At 47.6% G+C, this 19,756-nt stretch carries 14 protein-coding genes, 1 tRNA gene and 1 pseudogene; all 16 read left to right on the forward strand.

Features of this window, described 5'->3' with window-relative positions; genetic code table 11:
• Positions 1-71 precede the first annotated feature (71 nt).
• Positions 72-1,133, forward strand: coding sequence for a factor H binding protein domain-containing protein (locus Q9J32_RS09415; protein ID WP_301884425.1), 1,062 nt, complete (start codon positions 72-74; stop codon positions 1,131-1,133).
• Between the two features lie 239 nt (positions 1,134-1,372).
• A pseudogene (locus Q9J32_RS10225) lies at positions 1,373-1,621 on the forward strand (hypothetical protein); the annotation flags it as partial.
• Positions 1,610-2,833: a surface lipoprotein assembly modifier gene (locus tag Q9J32_RS09420; RefSeq protein ID WP_439652143.1), complete on the forward strand. Its 1,224-nt coding sequence runs from the start codon at positions 1,610-1,612 to the stop codon at positions 2,831-2,833. The pseudogene Q9J32_RS10225 and the gene Q9J32_RS09420, both read left to right, overlap by 12 nt.
• A gap of 178 nt (positions 2,834-3,011) precedes the next feature.
• On the forward strand, positions 3,012-3,383 hold the full coding sequence (gene rpsL / locus Q9J32_RS09425) for a 30S ribosomal protein S12 (protein WP_002218431.1): 372 nt from the start codon (positions 3,012-3,014) through the stop codon (positions 3,381-3,383).
• 117 nt (positions 3,384-3,500) lie between these two features.
• Positions 3,501-3,971, forward strand: a complete 471-nt coding sequence (rpsG, locus tag Q9J32_RS09430) for a 30S ribosomal protein S7 (RefSeq protein WP_002215391.1) — start codon at positions 3,501-3,503, stop codon at positions 3,969-3,971.
• 18 nt (positions 3,972-3,989) lie between these two features.
• Complete coding sequence (gene fusA, locus Q9J32_RS09435) at positions 3,990-6,095, forward strand: elongation factor G (protein WP_003760496.1); 2,106 nt, start codon at positions 3,990-3,992, stop codon at positions 6,093-6,095.
• An 88-nt stretch (positions 6,096-6,183) separates the two neighbouring features.
• A complete protein-coding gene (gene tuf / locus Q9J32_RS09440) occupies positions 6,184-7,368 on the forward strand; it encodes an elongation factor Tu (RefSeq protein WP_003713286.1) in 1,185 nt (394 codons plus the stop codon).
• A gap of 6 nt (positions 7,369-7,374) precedes the next feature.
• Positions 7,375-7,450: transfer RNA gene (locus Q9J32_RS09445), tRNA-Trp, on the forward strand.
• Positions 7,451-7,564: 114 nt separating this feature from the next.
• Entirely contained in the window at positions 7,565-7,843 is a 279-nt protein-coding gene (gene secE / locus Q9J32_RS09450; protein ID WP_002215367.1) for a preprotein translocase subunit SecE, read from the forward strand.
• Between the two features lies 1 nt (position 7,844).
• The gene (gene nusG / locus Q9J32_RS09455) at positions 7,845-8,381 is read left to right on the forward strand and encodes a transcription termination/antitermination protein NusG (protein ID WP_301818156.1); all 537 of its coding nucleotides are present in this window, start codon (positions 7,845-7,847) and stop codon (positions 8,379-8,381) included.
• 100 nt (positions 8,382-8,481) lie between these two features.
• Positions 8,482-8,916, forward strand: coding sequence for a 50S ribosomal protein L11 (gene rplK / locus Q9J32_RS09460; RefSeq protein WP_002220151.1), 435 nt, complete (start codon positions 8,482-8,484; stop codon positions 8,914-8,916).
• Positions 8,916-9,611, forward strand: a complete 696-nt coding sequence (rplA, locus tag Q9J32_RS09465; RefSeq protein WP_003749260.1) for a 50S ribosomal protein L1 — start codon at positions 8,916-8,918, stop codon at positions 9,609-9,611. The genes rplK and rplA overlap by 1 nt, the downstream gene beginning before the upstream one ends.
• Before the next feature lie 224 nt (positions 9,612-9,835).
• Complete coding sequence (rplJ, locus tag Q9J32_RS09470) at positions 9,836-10,336, forward strand: 50S ribosomal protein L10 (protein ID WP_002215373.1); 501 nt, start codon at positions 9,836-9,838, stop codon at positions 10,334-10,336.
• 58 nt (positions 10,337-10,394) lie between these two features.
• Complete coding sequence (gene rplL, locus Q9J32_RS09475; protein WP_301818157.1) at positions 10,395-10,763, forward strand: 50S ribosomal protein L7/L12; 369 nt, start codon at positions 10,395-10,397, stop codon at positions 10,761-10,763.
• A 189-nt stretch (positions 10,764-10,952) separates the two neighbouring features.
• Entirely contained in the window at positions 10,953-15,131 is a 4,179-nt protein-coding gene (rpoB, locus tag Q9J32_RS09480) for a DNA-directed RNA polymerase subunit beta (protein ID WP_301884438.1), read from the forward strand.
• A 156-nt stretch (positions 15,132-15,287) separates the two neighbouring features.
• The gene (rpoC, locus tag Q9J32_RS09485) at positions 15,288-19,463 is read left to right on the forward strand and encodes a DNA-directed RNA polymerase subunit beta' (RefSeq protein ID WP_301884440.1); all 4,176 of its coding nucleotides are present in this window, start codon (positions 15,288-15,290) and stop codon (positions 19,461-19,463) included.
• Positions 19,464-19,756: the final 293 nt, after the last annotated feature.

Genomic DNA, 19,756 nt, shown 5'->3' on the forward strand with positions numbered 1-19,756 from the left:
TTTTGGGGGGGGGGGGTAGAATTTCCAGACTTAAAGCTTAAGTTTTTTTAACAAAGTTTGGGGGAGTCTAAATGAAAGTATCTCAATCAGTAATGAATAAACTTGTTATTGCTGCTATTGCTTCTATGGGGCTAACAGCGTGCGCGGGTGGCGGTTCCGGTTCATCTATGTCGGTTCAACCAAGCATTTCGGAACAACTGAAAGACAATGCAAATGTTGATACGAAAGATGAAAAAGTTATTGAATATCTGGAGAAATCATCATTAAAAGATGTACCAAAAGAATTGCAAGCCAAAGTATTAGAGGTTAAAGGTGATGAATATACAGGAGCGCGAAAACAATATGCAGGTAAGCTCGGTAAGGGTGAATCTGTCAAGGCAATGCTATTTCTAGACGGTGAAGAGCCGTTTAGTAAGGAACAACTTCAGAAGATGGATGTATATGTTAATGGTAAAAAATACGAAGGTAGTAAGGGGGGTGAGCTAGATGTTCTCCCCAAAGGTTTGGGTGAGCAAAAGATTGAGTTTTACGGTGCGGATAAAGAACAGAATTATGCGCTATTAAAAACTTGGGTTTATGAGCAGCCGTATTCCGTGGTTAGAGGCTATTTTGACTACGTTCAAAAAGACGGTAATCCTACAGAAAAGAATAGACAAAATCCTGAAGAGATTCCATTTGACTTGTCTCTGGGCGACATTAGAGGCGTGGCAACAGATGAAGACAAATTACCCAAGGCTGGGAGCTTTCAATATGAAGGTCGGGCATTTGGCGGTAATAGGGTTTTATCCAAAGAATCGTTAGATAACCATAATGGCGTATTTAGATACACAATTGATTTTGATCTTAGAAAAGGCTCTGGCTCAATTGAAGGAATGGAACAATATGGCAAGATCAAATTAGAAGAAGCTGCTATTGAGAGAATCCCTTATCAAGTGTCCGGCTCCAGCTTAGGGTTGAAAGACCAGGTTTCTTATTTCGGCGTGAACGAAGGAGTGGCTACGTCAGAGAAGGATAATGAGATTAAAAAGTATCATTTGGGTATTTTCGGCGAAGCGGCTAATGAAGTAGCAGGTGCTGTAAGTCATGAGTATAAACATCAAGCTGTTATCGGTTTCGGCGGCGAGAAGAAATAGAGAAAGCACTATTTCTATTTAGTGCCGTTTGTCCGGGCAAGATGCCGTCTGAAGTTTCAGACGGCATTTTCTTCAAAAAACAGTCCGCCGAATCGAATACTGCCAAGCGGCAATGCAATACCTCAAAACAGCAATAATTTCTTTCAAAACAGTTGATTCTTACTGAACATAAATGACCGTGCAATACGAAAAGAGAAATGGTGTTGCTGGGCATTTTATTTGAATTTGTTATGAAATTGATGAAATCTAAAAATATCTTTTTTATGGGATACCTAATCGCTTCGGCGACGTTTGCCGAGGATATCGGCGTGCCTGTCGAACCGATTAACGTCGGTAGTCGGGCTGCGATGCCGTCTGAAGGGGAAAGCCTCGCCCTCCTGCCGTTTGCCGAGGATGTGCCGCCGGTTCGCGATGCAATGCCGTCTGAAGTCCCTAAAAGTGCGGCAGGCGGCGATGTTCGAGGCGACCGGATGGGAATGCAGATTAACCGGGCGTTGTTGGCGTGCGACTGGGCGGCACTGAAACGCCTATTGCCCCAATATGCCGAACAACCGCAATATGATACGGTGCTGTACCGTTATGCCCTCGGCGCGTTATACCGCAGCGAGATGCGGCAGGGCGAGGCAGCCGATCTATACCGTGAGTTGTTGTCAGAAAGGCCTGACCTTGTTTATCCCCGTTTTGATTTGGGCGTGATGCTGTTTGAAGACAAACAATATCGTGAGGCATTGGTTCAGTTGCACCGGGTCGAGGAGGCGTTGCCGCTCGATATGCGGCAGCTTGCACGGGAATATATCCGTCAGGCGGAAGCGGTGCAGGCGTGGCATCCTTCGTTCAATATGAACTATGAACAAACAGATAATGTAAACAATGCGTCCCCTTCACGGGACATCATCCTCAACGGCCGGAAATGGACAAAATCGGAAGACAGCCTGCCCAAACGCGCCAACGGGATAAGGTACGAACTGGGTATTGACCGGATGTTTAATATTGCAGGCAATCACTTTGCCCGCTTAGGCATCAGCGGTTCCGGTGTGCATTATTGGAATGCCCGGGATTTTAGCGAACAGGCGTTTCATGCCGAAGTAGGCTACCGTTATCGGAATAGCCGTCTAGAGTGGGGATTTCGACCCTTTGTCGAACAAAACTGGCTGGGCAATAACCGTTATACGGCAAATACGGGTATTGCGTTGGATTACAGCCGTCGTCTGAATGAAAAATGGCGCAGCACCCAATCTCTCCAGTACGGCCGCAAACAATACCATGACGAATATTTGGCAAAACGTTACAACAGTAAAACGATTTCAGTCAGCAGTACGTTCAGCTATTACGCTATGCCGGCTTGGCAGTTGTACGGAGGCATTAGCGGTATGTTTGATAATACTGTGGAGAAAGAGCAGGCTTCACGGCGTTATGGTGTAAGTTTGGGTACGGTGAAAATATTAGACGGCGGTCTTGGACTGAAGTTGGGTGCGGGTTACACGAAACGGATATTTAAAGCCCCTGCAACATTAATTTACAATTTTACTCGGCGCGATGATGAATATCGGATGAGCGCGGCTTTATGGCATAAAAAACTGTCGTGGAAAGGATTTACACCCCAAATAAATTTCCGTTACAACAAGATCAACAGCAATATGCCCGCCTTTTATTCGCGCAGCGGCAAGGAATGGTTTGTCAGTATAGAAAAAACGTATTGACAGTATTTTCTTCAGCCGTCCGACTGATTGTGAGAGAAGTCGGTAAATATTTATCGGCAAACAAGAAAATCATCTTTCTTCTTGTCGTTATGCTTGACTGTATGCTTGCAATAAAAATATAATTCCACTCTTGCTGACATGGTGTCGGCAAGTATTTAACTCAACAGGACGAGAAAATATGCCAACTATCAACCAATTGGTACGCAAAGGCCGTCAAAAGCCCGTGTACGTAAACAAAGTGCCCGCACTGGAGGCTTGCCCACAAAAACGCGGCGTGTGCACCCGTGTATATACAACTACCCCTAAAAAACCTAACTCTGCATTGCGTAAAGTGTGTAAAGTTCGCCTGACCAACGGTTTTGAAGTCATTTCATACATCGGTGGTGAAGGCCACAACTTGCAAGAGCATAGTGTCGTATTGATTCGCGGCGGCCGTGTAAAAGACTTGCCGGGTGTGCGTTACCACACTGTACGCGGTTCTTTGGATACAGCAGGTGTTAAAGACCGTAAACAAGCCCGTTCCAAATACGGTGCTAAGCGTCCTAAATAATTACAGGGACTCAAATAGGCACGTCGGCCGCCTAAGCTGAACAACGGCCGAGTAAGTGAATACTTGATTGGGTATTCATGGGAATAGACCCGACTGAATAGATTAAAGGAAATTAAAATGCCAAGACGTAGAGAAGTCCCCAAGCGCGACGTATTGCCCGATCCTAAATTCGGCAGCGTCGAGCTGACCAAATTCATGAACGTATTGATGATTGACGGTAAAAAATCCGTTGCCGAACGTATCGTTTATGGTGCGTTGGAGCAAATCGAGAAAAAAACCGGCAAAGTAGCAATCGAAGTATTTAACGAAGCCATTGCAAATGCCAAACCTATCGTGGAAGTGAAAAGCCGCCGTGTGGGTGGTGCAAACTACCAAGTTCCTGTTGAGGTTCGTCCTTCACGCCGTTTGGCTTTGGCAATGCGCTGGGTTCGCGATGCTGCCCGCAAACGTGGTGAGAAATCTATGGACCTGCGTTTGGCAGGCGAATTGATTGATGCGTCCGAAGGCCGTGGCGGTGCGTTGAAAAAACGTGAAGAAGTACACCGTATGGCTGAAGCCAACAAAGCATTCTCTCACTTCCGTTTCTAATTTTGAAAGGCTAATAAAATGGCTCGTAAGACCCCGATCAGCCTGTACCGCAATATCGGTATTTCCGCCCATATCGATGCGGGTAAAACCACGACGACAGAACGTATTTTGTTCTATACCGGTTTGACCCACAAGTTGGGCGAAGTGCATGACGGTGCGGCTACTACCGACTACATGGAACAAGAGCAAGAGCGCGGTATTACCATTACCTCCGCTGCCGTTACTTCCTACTGGTCCGGTATGGCGAAACAGTTCCCCGAGCACCGTTTCAACATCATCGACACCCCGGGACACGTTGACTTTACCGTAGAGGTAGAGCGTTCTATGCGTGTATTGGACGGCGCGGTAATGGTTTACTGCGCGGTGGGCGGTGTTCAACCCCAATCTGAAACCGTATGGCGGCAAGCCAACAAATACCAAGTTCCACGCTTGGCGTTTGTCAATAAAATGGACCGTCAAGGTGCCAACTTCTTCCGCGTTGTCGAGCAAATGAAAACCCGTTTGCGCGCAAACCCAGTACCTATCGTTATTCCGGTAGGCGCAGAAGACAGTTTCACCGGTGTTGTTGACCTGCTGAAAATGAAATCCATCATCTGGAATGAAGCCGATAAAGGTACAACCTTTACCTATGGCGACATTCCCGCTGAATTGGTTGAAACTGCTGAAGAATGGCGTCAAAACATGATTGAAGCCGCAGCAGAAGCCAGCGAAGAATTGATGGACAAATACTTGGGCGGCGACGAGCTGACCGAGGAAGAAATTGTAGGTGCATTGCGTCAACGTACTTTGGCAGGCGAAATTCAGCCGATGTTGTGCGGTTCCGCATTTAAAAACAAAGGTGTTCAACGTATGTTGGACGCAGTTGTAGAATTGCTGCCTGCTCCTACCGATATTCCTCCAGTTCAAGGTGTTAACCCTAACACTGAAGAAGCCGACAGCCGCCAAGCCAGCGATGAAGAGAAATTCTCTGCATTGGCATTCAAAATGTTGAACGACAAATACGTCGGTCAGCTGACCTTTATCCGCGTTTACTCCGGTGTCGTGAAATCCGGTGATACCGTATTGAATTCTGTAAAAGGCACTCGCGAACGTATCGGCCGTTTGGTGCAAATGACTGCCGCAGACCGTACTGAAATCGAAGAAGTACGCGCCGGCGACATCGCCGCTGCTATCGGTCTGAAAGACGTTACCACTGGTGAAACCTTGTGTGCAGAAAGCGCGCCGATTATCTTGGAACGCATGGAATTCCCTGAGCCGGTAATCCATATTGCCGTTGAGCCGAAAACCAAAGCCGACCAAGAGAAAATGGGTATCGCCCTGAACCGTCTGGCTAAAGAAGACCCTTCTTTCCGTGTCCGCACAGACGAAGAGTCCGGTCAAACCATTATTTCCGGTATGGGTGAGCTGCACTTGGAAATTATTGTTGACCGTATGAAACGCGAATTCGGCGTGGAAGCAAATATCGGTGCGCCTCAAGTGGCTTACCGCGAAACTATCCGCAAAGAAGTCGAAGCCGAATACAAACACGCCAAACAATCCGGTGGTAAAGGTCAATACGGTCACGTTGTGATCAAAATGGAACCTATGGAGCCGGGTGGCGCAGGCTACGAATTTATCGACGAAATTAAAGGTGGTGTGATTCCTCGTGAATTCATTCCGTCTGTCGATAAAGGTATCCGCGATACCCTGCCTAACGGTATCGTTGCAGGCTACCCAGTAGTTGACGTACGTGTACGTTTGATCTTCGGTTCTTCGCACGACGTCGACTCCTCTCAACTGGCCTTCGAATTGGCTGCTTCCCAAGCCTTCAAAGAAGGTATGCGTAAAGCCAATCCTGCCCTGCTTGAGCCAATCATGGCAGTTGAAGTGGAAACCCCTGAAGAATATATGGGCGACGTAATGGGCGATTTGAACCGCCGTCGCGGTGTTGTATTGGGTATGGATGATGACGGTATCGGCGGTAAAAAAGTCCGTGCCGAAGTACCTCTGGCAGAAATGTTCGGTTACTCGACTGACCTGCGTTCTGCAACCCAAGGCCGCGCTACTTACTCTATGGAGTTCAAGAAATATTCTGAAGCTCCTGCCCACATAGCTGCTGCTGTAACTGAAGCCCGTAAAGGCTAATCAGGCAAATAGGTCGTCTGAAAGGCTGAAATGATTTTTCAGACGACCTCTGTTCTTTAATCGATCTTTAATGTAAAGGAATTAGCTCATGGCTAAGGAAAAATTTGAACGTAGCAAACCGCACGTAAACGTTGGCACCATCGGTCACGTTGACCATGGTAAAACCACCCTGACTGCTGCTTTGACTACTATTTTGGCTAAAAAATTCGGCGGTGCTGCAAAAGCTTACGACCAAATCGACAACGCTCCCGAAGAAAAAGCCCGCGGTATTACCATCAATACCTCACACGTAGAATACGAAACCGAAACCCGCCACTACGCACACGTAGACTGCCCGGGCCACGCCGACTACGTTAAAAACATGATTACCGGTGCCGCACAAATGGACGGCGCAATCTTGGTATGTTCCGCTGCCGACGGTCCTATGCCGCAAACCCGCGAACACATCCTGTTGGCCCGCCAAGTAGGCGTACCTTACATCATCGTGTTCATGAACAAATGCGACATGGTTGACGATGCCGAGCTGTTGGAACTGGTTGAAATGGAAATCCGTGACTTGCTGTCAAGCTACGACTTCCCAGGCGACGACTGCCCGATCGTACAAGGTTCTGCACTGAAAGCCTTGGAAGGCGACGCCGCTTACGAAGAAAAAATCTTCGAACTGGCTGCCGCATTGGACAGCTACATCCCGACTCCTGAGCGTGCCGTGGACAAACCGTTCCTGTTGCCTATCGAAGACGTATTCTCCATCTCCGGTCGCGGTACCGTAGTAACCGGCCGTGTAGAGCGCGGTGTCATCCACGTTGGTGACGAGATCGAAATCGTAGGTCTGAAAGAAACCCAAAAAACCACCTGTACCGGTGTTGAAATGTTCCGCAAACTGCTGGACGAAGGTCAGGCGGGCGACAACGTAGGCGTATTGCTGCGCGGTACCAAACGTGAAGACGTGGAACGCGGTCAGGTATTGGCCAAACCCGGCACCATCACTCCGCACACCAAGTTCAAAGCAGAAGTGTACGTATTGAGCAAAGAAGAGGGCGGTCGCCATACCCCGTTCTTCGCCAACTACCGTCCCCAATTCTACTTCCGTACCACCGACGTAACCGGCGCGGTTACTTTGGAAGAAGGTGTGGAAATGGTAATGCCGGGTGAGAACGTAACCATTACCGTAGAACTGATTGCGCCTATCGCTATGGAAGAAGGTCTGCGCTTTGCGATTCGCGAAGGCGGCCGTACCGTGGGTGCCGGCGTGGTTTCTTCTGTTATCGCTTAAGTTTAGAGGCCAATAGCTCAATTGGTAGAGTATCGGTCTCCAAAACCGAGGGTTGGGGGTTCGAGACCCTCTTGGCCTGCCAAATAAAAAATTAACCGGCCTTGTGCCGGTTAATTTTTTTGTATTTGTTATTTAGTAAACTCTCTTGCCATTTGCATGGATTGAGAATAGACAGATGCTATGATGGATAAATAATATGACAGAACATACGCCTGAAAAAAAGAACGTTAAAGTGGATCAACTGGTTGTTCAAGATAAAGAATCTGCATCTAATTCCGGTAAGGAAGGTTTTTTTGCATATTTCTCAAATTCTTGGTCCGAATTCAAAAAGGTGGTTTGGCCTAAGCGTGAAGATGCTGTCAGAATGACTGTATTTGTTATAGTGTTTGTTGCTGTGCTTTCTATATTTATCTATGCGGCAGATACAGCAATTTCGTGGTTATTTTTTGATGTATTGCTGAGAAGGGAAGGTTGAGATGTCGAAAAAATGGTATGTTGTACAGGCGTATTCGGGGTTTGAGAAGAATGTCCAACGAACATTGGAAGAGCGAATTGCCCGTGAGGAGATGGGAGATTATTTCGGACAAATTCTGGTGCCTGTAGAGAAAGTTGTTGATATCCGCAATGGTCGTAAGACTATTAGTGAAAGAAAGTCATATCCTGGTTATGTGCTAGTTGAGATGGAAATGACAGATGACTCTTGGCATCTTGTAAAAAGCACTCCCCGTGTTTCGGGTTTTATTGGAGGGAGGGCTAATAGACCCACGCCGATTAGTCAGAGAGAGGCTGAAATTATTTTACAGCAGGTTCAGACCGGCATAGAGAAGCCGAAACCAAAAGTTGAATTTGAGGTCGGTCAACAGGTTCGTGTAAATGAAGGGCCGTTTGCGGATTTTAACGGGGTGGTTGAGGAGGTCAATTATGAACGGAATAAGTTACGCGTGTCTGTTCAGATATTTGGTAGAGAAACACCCGTTGAGCTGGAGTTCAGCCAGGTTGAAAAGATTAACTGATTTTTATACTTGAAAAAAAAGCAATAAGAGGATAGAATCAAAAATTAACTTGGGGAGCGGAAATGGTTCCGCGTCTTACCCGTTTTTAGGAGTCCGTTAAGTGGCAAAGAAAATTATCGGCTATATTAAACTGCAAATTCCTGCAGGTAAAGCCAATCCATCCCCCCCAGTTGGTCCTGCTTTGGGTCAACGTGGTTTGAATATTATGGAATTCTGTAAAGCATTTAATGCTGCAACCCAAGGTATGGAGCCTGGCTTGCCGATTCCGGTTGTGATTACTGCATTTGCAGATAAATCATTCACATTTGTGATGAAAACCCCGCCGGCTTCTATCTTGTTGAAAAAAGCTGCCGGTTTGCAAAAGGGCAGTTCTAATCCTCTGACTAACAAAGTGGGTAAATTGACCCGTGCTCAGTTGGAAGAAATTGCTAAAACTAAAGAGCCTGATTTGACTGCTGCTGACTTGGATGCGGCTGTTCGTACGATAGCAGGTTCTGCTCGCTCAATGGGCTTGGATGTGGAGGGTGTTGTATAATGGCTAAAGTATCTAAACGCTTGAAAGCTCTTCGCTCTTCTGTTGAGGCTAACAAACTGTACGCAATCGACGAAGCAATTGCCTTGGTTAAAAAAGCTGCTACCGCTAAATTTGACGAATCTGTTGACGTATCTTTCAACTTGGGCGTTGATCCTCGTAAATCTGACCAGGTTATCCGTGGTTCAGTCGTTCTGCCTAAAGGTACTGGTAAAACAACTCGCGTAGCTGTATTTACACAAGGTGCAAATGCAGAAGCTGCCAAAGAAGCCGGTGCGGATATCGTCGGTTTTGAAGATTTGGCTGCTGAAATCAAAGCAGGCAATCTGAACTTTGATGTTGTTATCGCTTCTCCTGATGCAATGCGTATCGTTGGTCAATTGGGTACCATCTTAGGTCCTCGTGGTCTGATGCCAAACCCTAAAGTAGGTACGGTTACCCCTAATGTTGCCGAAGCAGTTAAAAATGCAAAAGCAGGTCAGGTTCAATATCGTACAGATAAAGCTGGTATCGTTCATGCAACGATTGGTCGTGCTTCTTTTGCTGAAGCTGACTTGAAAGAAAACTTCAATGCGTTGCTGGATGCTATCGTTAAAGCCAAACCTGCTGCTGCTAAAGGTCAGTATTTGAAAAAAGTTGCTGTATCCAGCACTATGGGTTTGGGTGTTCGCGTTGATACTGCAAGCGTGAACAACTAATGAAATTTTCAGGTAATCCGGTTTTCTAAATTATCTGAATTTGGGCTACTTAAAATTAAGTAGATGTCCAAGACCGTAGGGATCGTAAGATTTAATCGTAACTGCCCTACGCAGACGGTAGTCCTGAAACACATTGCAAGATTGCTTGTAAGATGTCTTTTTAGGTTACCGCGCTGGTGGGATATCGTTTTGGTATCCTGTTTATAAACAGTGGGAGGTAGACCTTGAGTCTCAATATTGAAACCAAGAAAGTGGCGGTCGAGGAAATTAGCGCGGCAATTGCTAACGCCCAAACCCTCGTAGTCGCTGAATATCGCGGTATCAGTGTTTCCAGTATGACTGAGCTTCGTGCGAATGCACGTAAAGAAGGCGTTTATTTGCGCGTTCTGAAAAATACTTTGGCTCGTCGTGCAGTGCAAGGTACTTCATTCGCAGAATTGGCCGACCAAATGGTTGGTCCGTTGGTTTACGCTGCTTCTGAAGATGCTGTTGCTGCTGCTAAAGTGTTGCACCAATTCGCGAAAAAAGATGACAAAATTGTCGTTAAAGCCGGTTCTTACAATGGCGAAGTAATGAATGCTGCTCAGGTTGCTGAGTTGGCCTCTATTCCGAGCCGCGAAGAGCTGTTGTCCAAACTGTTGTTCGTTATGCAAGCTCCTGTATCGGGCTTTGCGCGCGGTTTGGCTGCTTTGGCAGAGAAAAAAGCCGGCGAAGAAGCCGCTTAATCGATTTTGTTTCTGTTAATCAATTATTTTTTAATACAATATTCGGAGTAAATATAGCATGGCTATTACTAAAGAAGACATTTTGGAAGCAGTTGGTTCTTTGACCGTAATGGAATTGAACGACTTGGTTAAAGCTTTTGAAGAAAAATTTGGTGTTTCTGCTGCTGCAGTTGCTGTTACAGGTTCTGTTGGTCCTGCTGCTGCCGCTGAAGAAAAAACTGAATTTGATGTCGTTTTGGCTTCTGCCGGTGATCAAAAAGTTGGCGTGATTAAAGTTGTCCGCGCTATCACTGGTCTGGGTCTGAAAGAAGCTAAAGACATCGTTGATGGTGCACCTAAAACTTTGAAAGAAGGTGTTTCTAAAGCTGAAGCTGAAGACATCCAAAAACAACTGGAAGAAGCCGGCGCTAAAGTCGAAATCAAATAATTTGATACTTCCTATGAAGGCTGGCAGTTTTCTGCCAGCCTTATTTTGCTTCTTAAAATAAATATCAGCCATTGTTTACATTTATTTGCATAGTCTTTATAAAATCATTGCAAATAAATGTAAATATCAGATTGATGCATACCGTTGTTTCAGACGGCCTATTATTTAAAATTGCTTTTCGGAGTGTATATGAGCTATTCGTTTACCGAGAAAAAACGTATCCGTAAGAGTTTTGCAAAGCGGGAAAATGTTTTAGATGTTCCTTTCCTGCTGGCAACCCAAATTGATTCTTATGCGAAGTTTTTGCAGCTGGAAAATGCTTTTGACAAACGTACCGATGACGGTCTGCAGGCGGCATTTAATTCTATTTTCCCGATTGTGAGCCATAACGGTTATGCGCGATTGGAGTTTGTGCATTACACATTGGGCGAGCCTTTGTTCGATATTCCCGAATGTCAGTTGCGCGGAATCACTTATGCAGCCCCCTTGCGCGCGCGTATCCGTTTGGTGATTTTGGATAAGGAAGCATCTAAACCGACGGTAAAAGAAGTTCGTGAAAACGAAGTGTATATGGGCGAAATTCCGTTGATGACCCCGAGCGGTTCGTTTGTGATTAACGGTACTGAGCGTGTGATTGTTTCCCAGTTGCACCGTTCGCCCGGCGTATTCTTCGAGCATGACAAAGGTAAGACGCACTCTTCCGGCAAATTGTTATTCTCCGCCCGCATCATTCCCTACCGTGGTTCATGGTTGGATTTTGAATTTGATCCGAAAGATTTGCTGTATTTCCGTATCGACCGCCGCCGTAAAATGCCGGTAACGATTTTGTTGAAGGCTTTGGGCTATAACAATGAGCAAATCTTGGATATTTTCTACGACAAAGAAACGTTCTATTTGTCTCCAAACGGTGTTCAAACCGATTTGGTCGCAGGTCGTCTGAAAGGCGAAACTGCCAAGGTCGATATCTTGGATAAAGAAGGCAATGTATTGGTTGCCAAAGGTAAGCGCATTACTGCGAAAAATATCCGTGATATTACCAATGCAGGCCTGACCCGTTTGGATGTAGAACCGGAAAGCCTGCTGGGCAAAGCATTGGCTGCCGATCTGATTGATTCGGAAACTGGTGAGGTATTGGCTTCTGCCAATGATGAAATTACAGAAGAGTTGTTGGCCAAATTTGATATTAACGGCGTAAAAGAAATTACGACCCTTTATATCAATGAGCTGGATCAGGGTGCTTATATCTCCAATACCTTGCGTACGGATGAGACTGCCGGCCGGCAGGCGGCTCGTGTTGCGATTTACCGTATGATGCGTCCGGGCGAACCGCCCACCGAAGAGGCGGTCGAGCAATTGTTTAACCGCTTGTTCTTCAGTGAAGACAGCTATGATCTGTCCCGCGTAGGCCGTATGAAATTTAATACGCGCACATACGAACAAAAACTGTCCGAAGCTCAACAAAACTCTTGGTACGGTCGCCTGCTGAATGAAACGTTTGCCGGTGCTGCCGAAAAAGGCGGTTATGTCCTGAGCGTCGAAGATATTGTTGCCTCGATTGCGACTTTGGTCGAGTTGCGTAACGGCCATGGTGAAGTGGACGATATCGATCACTTGGGCAACCGCCGAGTACGTTCGGTAGGCGAGCTGACTGAAAACCAATTCCGCAGCGGTTTGGCCCGTGTGGAACGTGCCGTAAAAGAACGTTTGAATCAGGCGGAATCAGAAAACTTGATGCCGCACGACTTGATCAATGCGAAACCCGTTTCTGCCGCCATCAAAGAATTCTTCGGCTCCAGCCAATTGAGTCAGTTTATGGATCAGACCAACCCCTTGTCTGAAGTAACCCATAAACGCCGTGTATCCGCATTGGGCCCGGGTGGTTTGACCCGCGAACGTGCCGGCTTCGAGGTGCGGGACGTGCATCCGACCCACTACGGCCGCGTATGTCCTATTGAAACGCCTGAAGGTCCGAACATCGGTTTGATCAACTCATTGTCCGTTTACGCGCGTACCAATGATTACGGTTTCTTGGAAACGCCTTACCGCCGCGTTATCGACGGCAAAGTAACCGAGGAAATCGATTACTTGTCTGCCATCGAAGAAGGCCGCTATGTGATTGCACAGGCGAATGCCGATTTGGATTCAGACGGCAATCTGATTGGCGACTTGGTTACCTGTCGAGAAAAAGGCGAAACCATTATGGCAACGCCCGACCGCGTCCAATATATGGACGTGGCAACCGGCCAGGTGGTATCCGTTGCGGCATCCCTGATTCCGTTCTTGGAACACGATGACGCGAACCGCGCATTGATGGGTGCGAATATGCAACGTCAGGCAGTGCCTTGCCTGCGTCCTGAAAAACCGATGGTCGGTACCGGTATCGAGCGTTCCGTTGCCGTTGACTCTGCTACTGCAATCGTTGCCCGCCGAGGCGGCGTGGTCGAGTATGTCGATGCCAACCGCGTTGTGATCCGTGTCCATGACGACGAAGCGACTGCCGGCGAAGTGGGTGTCGATATTTACAACTTGGTTAAATTCACCCGTTCCAACCAATCTACCAACATCAACCAACGTCCGGCCGTCAAAGCCGGTGATGTGTTACAGCGCGGCGATTTGGTGGCCGACGGCGCGTCCACCGATTTGGGTGAATTGGCTTTGGGTCAAAATATGACCATCGCCTTCATGCCGTGGAACGGTTACAACTACGAAGACTCGATTCTGATTTCCGAAAAAGTGGCTGCGGACGACCGCTATACTTCGATTCACATTGAGGAATTGAATGTCGTTGCTCGAGATACCAAGCTGGGTGCGGAAGACATTACCCGCGATATTCCGAACTTGTCCGAACGTATGCAAAACCGTTTGGATGAATCCGGTATTGTTTACATCGGTGCAGAAGTAGAGGCCGGTGACGTCTTGGTGGGTAAAGTAACGCCTAAAGGCGAAACTCAACTGACTCCTGAAGAAAAACTGTTACGTGCTATCTTCGGTGAAAAAGCGTCTGATGTAAAAGATACTTCATTGCGTATGCCTACCGGCATGAGCGGTACCGTTATCGACGTTCAAGTCTTTACCCGTGAAGGTATCCAACGCGACAAACGTGCTCAATCCATTATTGATTCTGAGCTGAAACGTTACCGTCAAGACTTGAGCGACCAGTTGCGTATTTTCGATAACGACGCATTTGACCGTATTGAGCGCATGATTGTCGGCCAAAAAGCCAACGGTGGCCCGATGAAGCTGGCTAAAGGCAGCGAGATTACTACTGAATATCTGGCAAGCCTGTCCAGCAAACATGATTGGTTTGACATCCGTTTGGCTGACGAAGATTTGGCCAAACAGTTGGAACTGATTAAATTGAGCCTGCAACAAAAACGAGAAGAAGCGGACGAGTTGTATGAGATTAAGAAGAAAAAACTGACTCAAGGCGACGAGCTGCAACCGGGCGTACAAAAAATGGTGAAAGTATTTATCGCCATCAAACGCCGTCTGCAAGCCGGTGACAAAATGGCGGGTCGCCACGGTAACAAAGGTGTGGTATCACGCATTCTGCCGGTGGAAGATATGCCTTACATGGCTGACGGCCGTCCGGTGGACATCGTACTGAACCCGTTGGGCGTACCTTCCCGTATGAACATCGGTCAGATTTTGGAAGTTCACTTGGGTTGGGCAGCAAAAGGTATCGGCGAACGTATCGACCGTATGCTGAAAGAGCAACGCAAAGCCGGCGAGCTGCGTGAATTCTTGAACAAGCTCTACAACGGTAGCGGTAAGAAAGAAGATTTGGACAGCCTGACAGATGAAGAAATCATCGAATTGGCTTCCAACCTGCGTAAAGGTGCATCTTTCGCTTCTCCAGTATTCGACGGTGCGAAAGAGTCTGAAATCCGCGAAATGTTGAACTTGGCTTACCCAAGCGAAGATCCTGAGGTTGAGAAACTGGGCTTCAACGACAGTAAAACTCAAATTACGCTGTATGACGGCCGTTCAGGCGAAGCATTTGACCGTAAGGTTACAGTCGGTGTGATGCACTATCTGAAACTGCACCACTTGGTTGACGAAAAAATGCATGCCCGTTCTACCGGTCCGTACAGTCTGGTTACCCAACAGCCTCTGGGCGGTAAAGCCCAGTTCGGTGGCCAACGTTTCGGTGAGATGGAGGTTTGGGCATTGGAAGCATACGGCGCGGCATACACGCTGCAAGAGATGCTGACTGTGAAGTCTGATGACGTGAACGGCCGTACCAAAATGTACGAGAACATCGTCAAAGGCGAACACAAAATCGACGCCGGTATGCCCGAGTCCTTCAACGTATTGGTTAAAGAGATTCGCTCACTGGGCTTGGATATCGATTTGGAACGTTACTAAACAGAAGTTTTCAGACGGCCTTTTAAGGTCGTCTGAAAAAGCGGTTTCAGAATAAGAATGAAGCAATCGGCATTTAGGCCGTCTGAAATCGAAAGTACCGTTTCCCAATATCGAAAATCCGCCATGCGGTAAAAATACTTCCTTCAAGGAGCAAAAATGAATTTGTTGAACTTATTTAATCCGTTGCAAACTGCCGGCATGGAAGAAGAGTTTGATGCCATCAAAATCGGTATTGCCTCTCCCGAAACCATCCGCTCATGGTCTTATGGCGAAGTTAAAAAACCTGAAACCATCAACTACCGTACGTTCAAACCTGAGCGCGACGGTCTGTTCTGCGCCAAAATCTTTGGCCCGGTCAAAGACTATGAATGTTTGTGCGGTAAATACAAACGTTTGAAATTTAAAGGCGTAACCTGTGAAAAATGTGGCGTAGAAGTGACCCTGTCCAAAGTGCGCCGCGAACGCATGGGTCATATCGAATTGGCTGCACCAGTTGCCCACATTTGGTTCTTGAAATCCCTGCCTTCTCGTTTGGGTATGGTGTTGGACATGACTTTGCGCGACATCGAGCGCGTATTGTACTTTGAAGCATTTGTGGTAACAGACCCCGGCATGACTCCGCTGCAACGCCGTCAATTGCTGACTGAAGACGATTACTACAACAAACTGGACGAATACGGCGACGATTTCGATGCCAAAATGGGTGCGGAAGGTATCCGCGAATTGCTGCGTACCTTGAATGTAGCGGGCGAAATCGAAATCCTGCGCCAAGAGTTGGAATCGACCGGTTCCGACACCAAAATCAAAAAAATCGCCAAACGCTTGAAAGTATTGGAAGCCTTCCATCGTTCCGGTATGAAGCTGGAGTGGATGATTATGGACGTGCTGCCGGTATTGCCGCCCGATTTGCGTCCTCTGGTTCCATTGGACGGCGGTCGTTTTGCTACTTCCGATTTGAACGATTTGTACCGTCGCGTCATTAACCGCAACAACCGTCTGAAACGCCTACTGGAACTGCACGCGCCCGACATTATCGTTCGCAACGAAAAACGCATGTTGCAAGAAGCGGTTGACTCCCTGTTGGATAACGGCCGTCGCGGTAAAGCCATGACCGGTGCCAACAAACGTCCGTTGAAATCATTGGCAGATATGATTAAAGGTAAAGGCGGCCGTTTCCGTCAAAACCTGCTGGGTAAACGTGTGGACTATTCAGGTCGTTCCGTGATTACCGTAGGCCCATACCTGCGTCTGCACCAATGTGGTCTGCCGAAAAAAATGGCTTTGGAACTGTTCAAACCATTCATTTTCCACAAATTGGAAAAACAAGGTCTAGCCTCTACCGTTAAAGCAGCGAAAAAATTGGTAGAGCAAGAAGTACCGGAAGTATGGGACATCTTGGAAGAAGTCATCCGCGAACATCCGATTATGCTGAACCGTGCGCCAACCCTGCACCGTTTGGGTATTCAAGCGTTTGAACCTATCTTGATCGAAGGTAAAGCCATTCAGTTGCACCCATTGGTGTGTGCCGCATTTAACGCCGACTTTGACGGTGACCAAATGGCTGTACACGTTCCATTGAGCTTGGAAGCACAAATGGAAGCACGCACGCTGATGCTGGCTTCAAACAACGTATTGTCTCCAGCCAACGGCGAACCGATTATCGTACCTTCTCAAGATATCGTATTGGGTCTGTACTACATGACCCGCGACCGTATCAATGCCAAAGGCGAAGGCAGCCTGTTTGCCGATGTGAAAGAAGTGCATCGCGCATACCATACCAAACAGGTTGAGCTGGGTACGAAAATCACCGTACGTCTGCGCGAATGGGTGAAAAACGAAGCAGGTGAGTTTGAGCCTGTCGTTAACCGTTACGAAACAACCGTCGGCCGTGCATTGTTGAGCGAAATCTTGCCGAAAGGCCTGCCGTTCGAGTACATCAACAAAGCGTTGAAGAAAAAAGAAATTTCTAAACTGATTAACGCATCGTTCCGCCTGTGCGGCTTGCGCGATACGGTTATCTTTGCTGATCACCTGATGTACACCGGTTTCGGATTTGCAGCCAAAGGCGGTATTTCCATTGCCGTTGACGATATGGAAATTCCAAAAGAAAAAGCGGCCTTGCTGGCTGAAGCCAATGCCGAGGTTAAAGAAATCGAAGACCAATACCGTCAAGGTTTGGTTACCAACGGCGAACGCTACAACAAAGTGGTGGATATTTGGGGTCGTGCCGGCGATAAAATCGCTAAAGCGATGATGGACAACCTGTCCAAACAAAAAGTTATCGACCGTGACGGCAACGAAGTCGATCAAGAGTCATTCAACTCCATCTATATGATGGCTGACTCCGGTGCCCGTGGTTCTGCGGCTCAGATTAAACAGTTGTCCGGTATGCGCGGTTTGATGGCGAAACCTGACGGATCGATTATTGAAACGCCGATTACCTCAAACTTCCGCGAAGGTCTGACCGTATTGCAATACTTTATTGCGACCCACGGTGCGCGTAAGGGTTTGGCGGATACCGCATTGAAAACCGCGAACTCCGGTTACCTGACCCGTCGTCTGGTAGACGTAACTCAAGATTTGGTCGTTGTTGAAGACGATTGCGGTACTTCAGACGGCTTTGTCATGAAGGCAGTGGTACAAGGCGGTGATGTGATTGAAGCATTGCGCGATCGTATTTTGGGTCGTGTTACCGCGTCTGACGTTGTTGATCCGTCAAGTGGCGAAACATTGGTTGAAGCAGGCACGTTGTTGACTGAAAAACTGGTGGATATGATTGACCAATCCGGTGTCGATGAAGTCAAAGTCCGTACACCGATTACTTGTAAAACCCGCCATGGCTTGTGTGCGCACTGTTATGGTCGCGACTTGGCACGCGGCAAACTGGTCAATGCCGGTGAGGCAGTCGGCGTAATTGCCGCTCAGTCTATCGGTGAGCCGGGTACTCAGTTGACCATGCGTACGTTCCACATCGGTGGTGCGGCATCCCGTGCGGCAGCCGCCAGCCAAGTGGAAGCCAAATCCAACGGTACGGCACGATTCAGCAGCCAGATGCGTTACGTTGCCAACAACAAAGGCGAATTGGTTGTCATCGGTCGCTCTTGCGAAGTCGTGATTCATGATGACATCGGCCGTGAACGCGAACGCCACAAAGTACCTTACGGTGCCATCCTGCTGGTACAAGACGGTATGGCCATTAAAGCCGGTCAAACCTTGGCAACTTGGGATCCTCATACCCGTCCGATGATTACCGAACACGCAGGTATGGTGAAATTTGAAAACGTGGAAGAGGGCGTAACCGTTGCCAAACAAACTGACGATGTAACCGGTTTGTCCACTTTGGTAGTGATTGACGGCAAACGCCGTTCCAGCAGCGCATCCAAACTGTTGCGTCCGACTGTGAAACTCTTGGACGAAAACGGTCTGGAAATCTGCATCCCGGGTACTTCCACTCCGGTATCTATGGCATTCCCAGTGGGCGCAGTGATTACTGTACGCGAAGGTCAGGAAATCGGTAAAGGCGACGTATTGGCGCGTATCCCGCAAGCCTCTTCCAAAACCCGCGATATTACCGGTGGTCTGCCGCGCGTTGCCGAGCTGTTTGAAGCACGCGTGCCGAAAGATGCAGGTATGCTGGCAGAAATTACCGGTACCGTTTCATTCGGTAAAGAGACCAAAGGCAAACAGCGTCTGATTATCACTGATGTAGACGGCGTAGCATACGAGACTTTGATTTCCAAAGAGAAACAAATTCTGGTACACGACGGTCAAGTGGTAAACCGCGGTGAAACCATCGTGGACGGTGCCGTAGATCCGCACGACATTCTGCGTCTGCAAGGTATCGAAGCATTGGCTCGCTACATTGTTCAAGAGGTACAAGAGGTTTACCGCCTGCAAGGTGTGAAGATTTCCGATAAACACATCGAAGTCATCATCCGTCAGATGCTGCGCCGTGTGAATATTGTCGATTCAGGTGAAACCGAATTCATTACCGGTGAGCAAGTCGAACGCGGCGATGTCATGACAGCCAATGAAAAAGCTTTGGAAGAAGGTAAAGAACCGGCACGTTACGAAAACGTATTGTTGGGTATTACCAAAGCCTCACTGTCCACTGACAGCTTCATTTCTGCCGCATCGTTCCAAGAAACGACCCGCGTTCTGACCGAAGCCGCCATCATGGGCAAACAAGACGAATTGCGTGGTTTGAAAGAAAACGTCATCGTCGGTCGCTTGATTCCTGCCGGTACCGGTTTGACTTACCACCGCAGCCGTCATCAACAATGGCAAGAGGTGGAGCAGGAGACTGCTGAAACCCAAGTAACGGATGAATAATCTTTGGTGCGTTTATTCAATACAAAACCGCAAGCCTTGAGCTTGCGGTTTTTCTTTATCCGATTAAGGCAAAAACAAGTGTTTTCGTCATTTTGAGGTGTGTGGATATAAGCCCGATAAGCGTTCCATATCTTCGTACCGCCAAATCATGCATCGAATAGAACGAGTTAAATCCGAAGGTTATTGTGTTAAATATTGCAAAAATACTTTAAAAATTTTGCGGGGGGGGGGGTAGAATTTCCAGACTTAAAGCTTAAGTTTTTTTAACAAAGTTTGGGGGAGTCTAAATGAAA

Source organism: Neisseria uirgultaei (genome assembly GCF_962719845.1).
In the GTDB taxonomy this organism is placed as follows: Bacteria; Pseudomonadota; Gammaproteobacteria; order Burkholderiales; family Neisseriaceae; genus Neisseria; species Neisseria bergeri.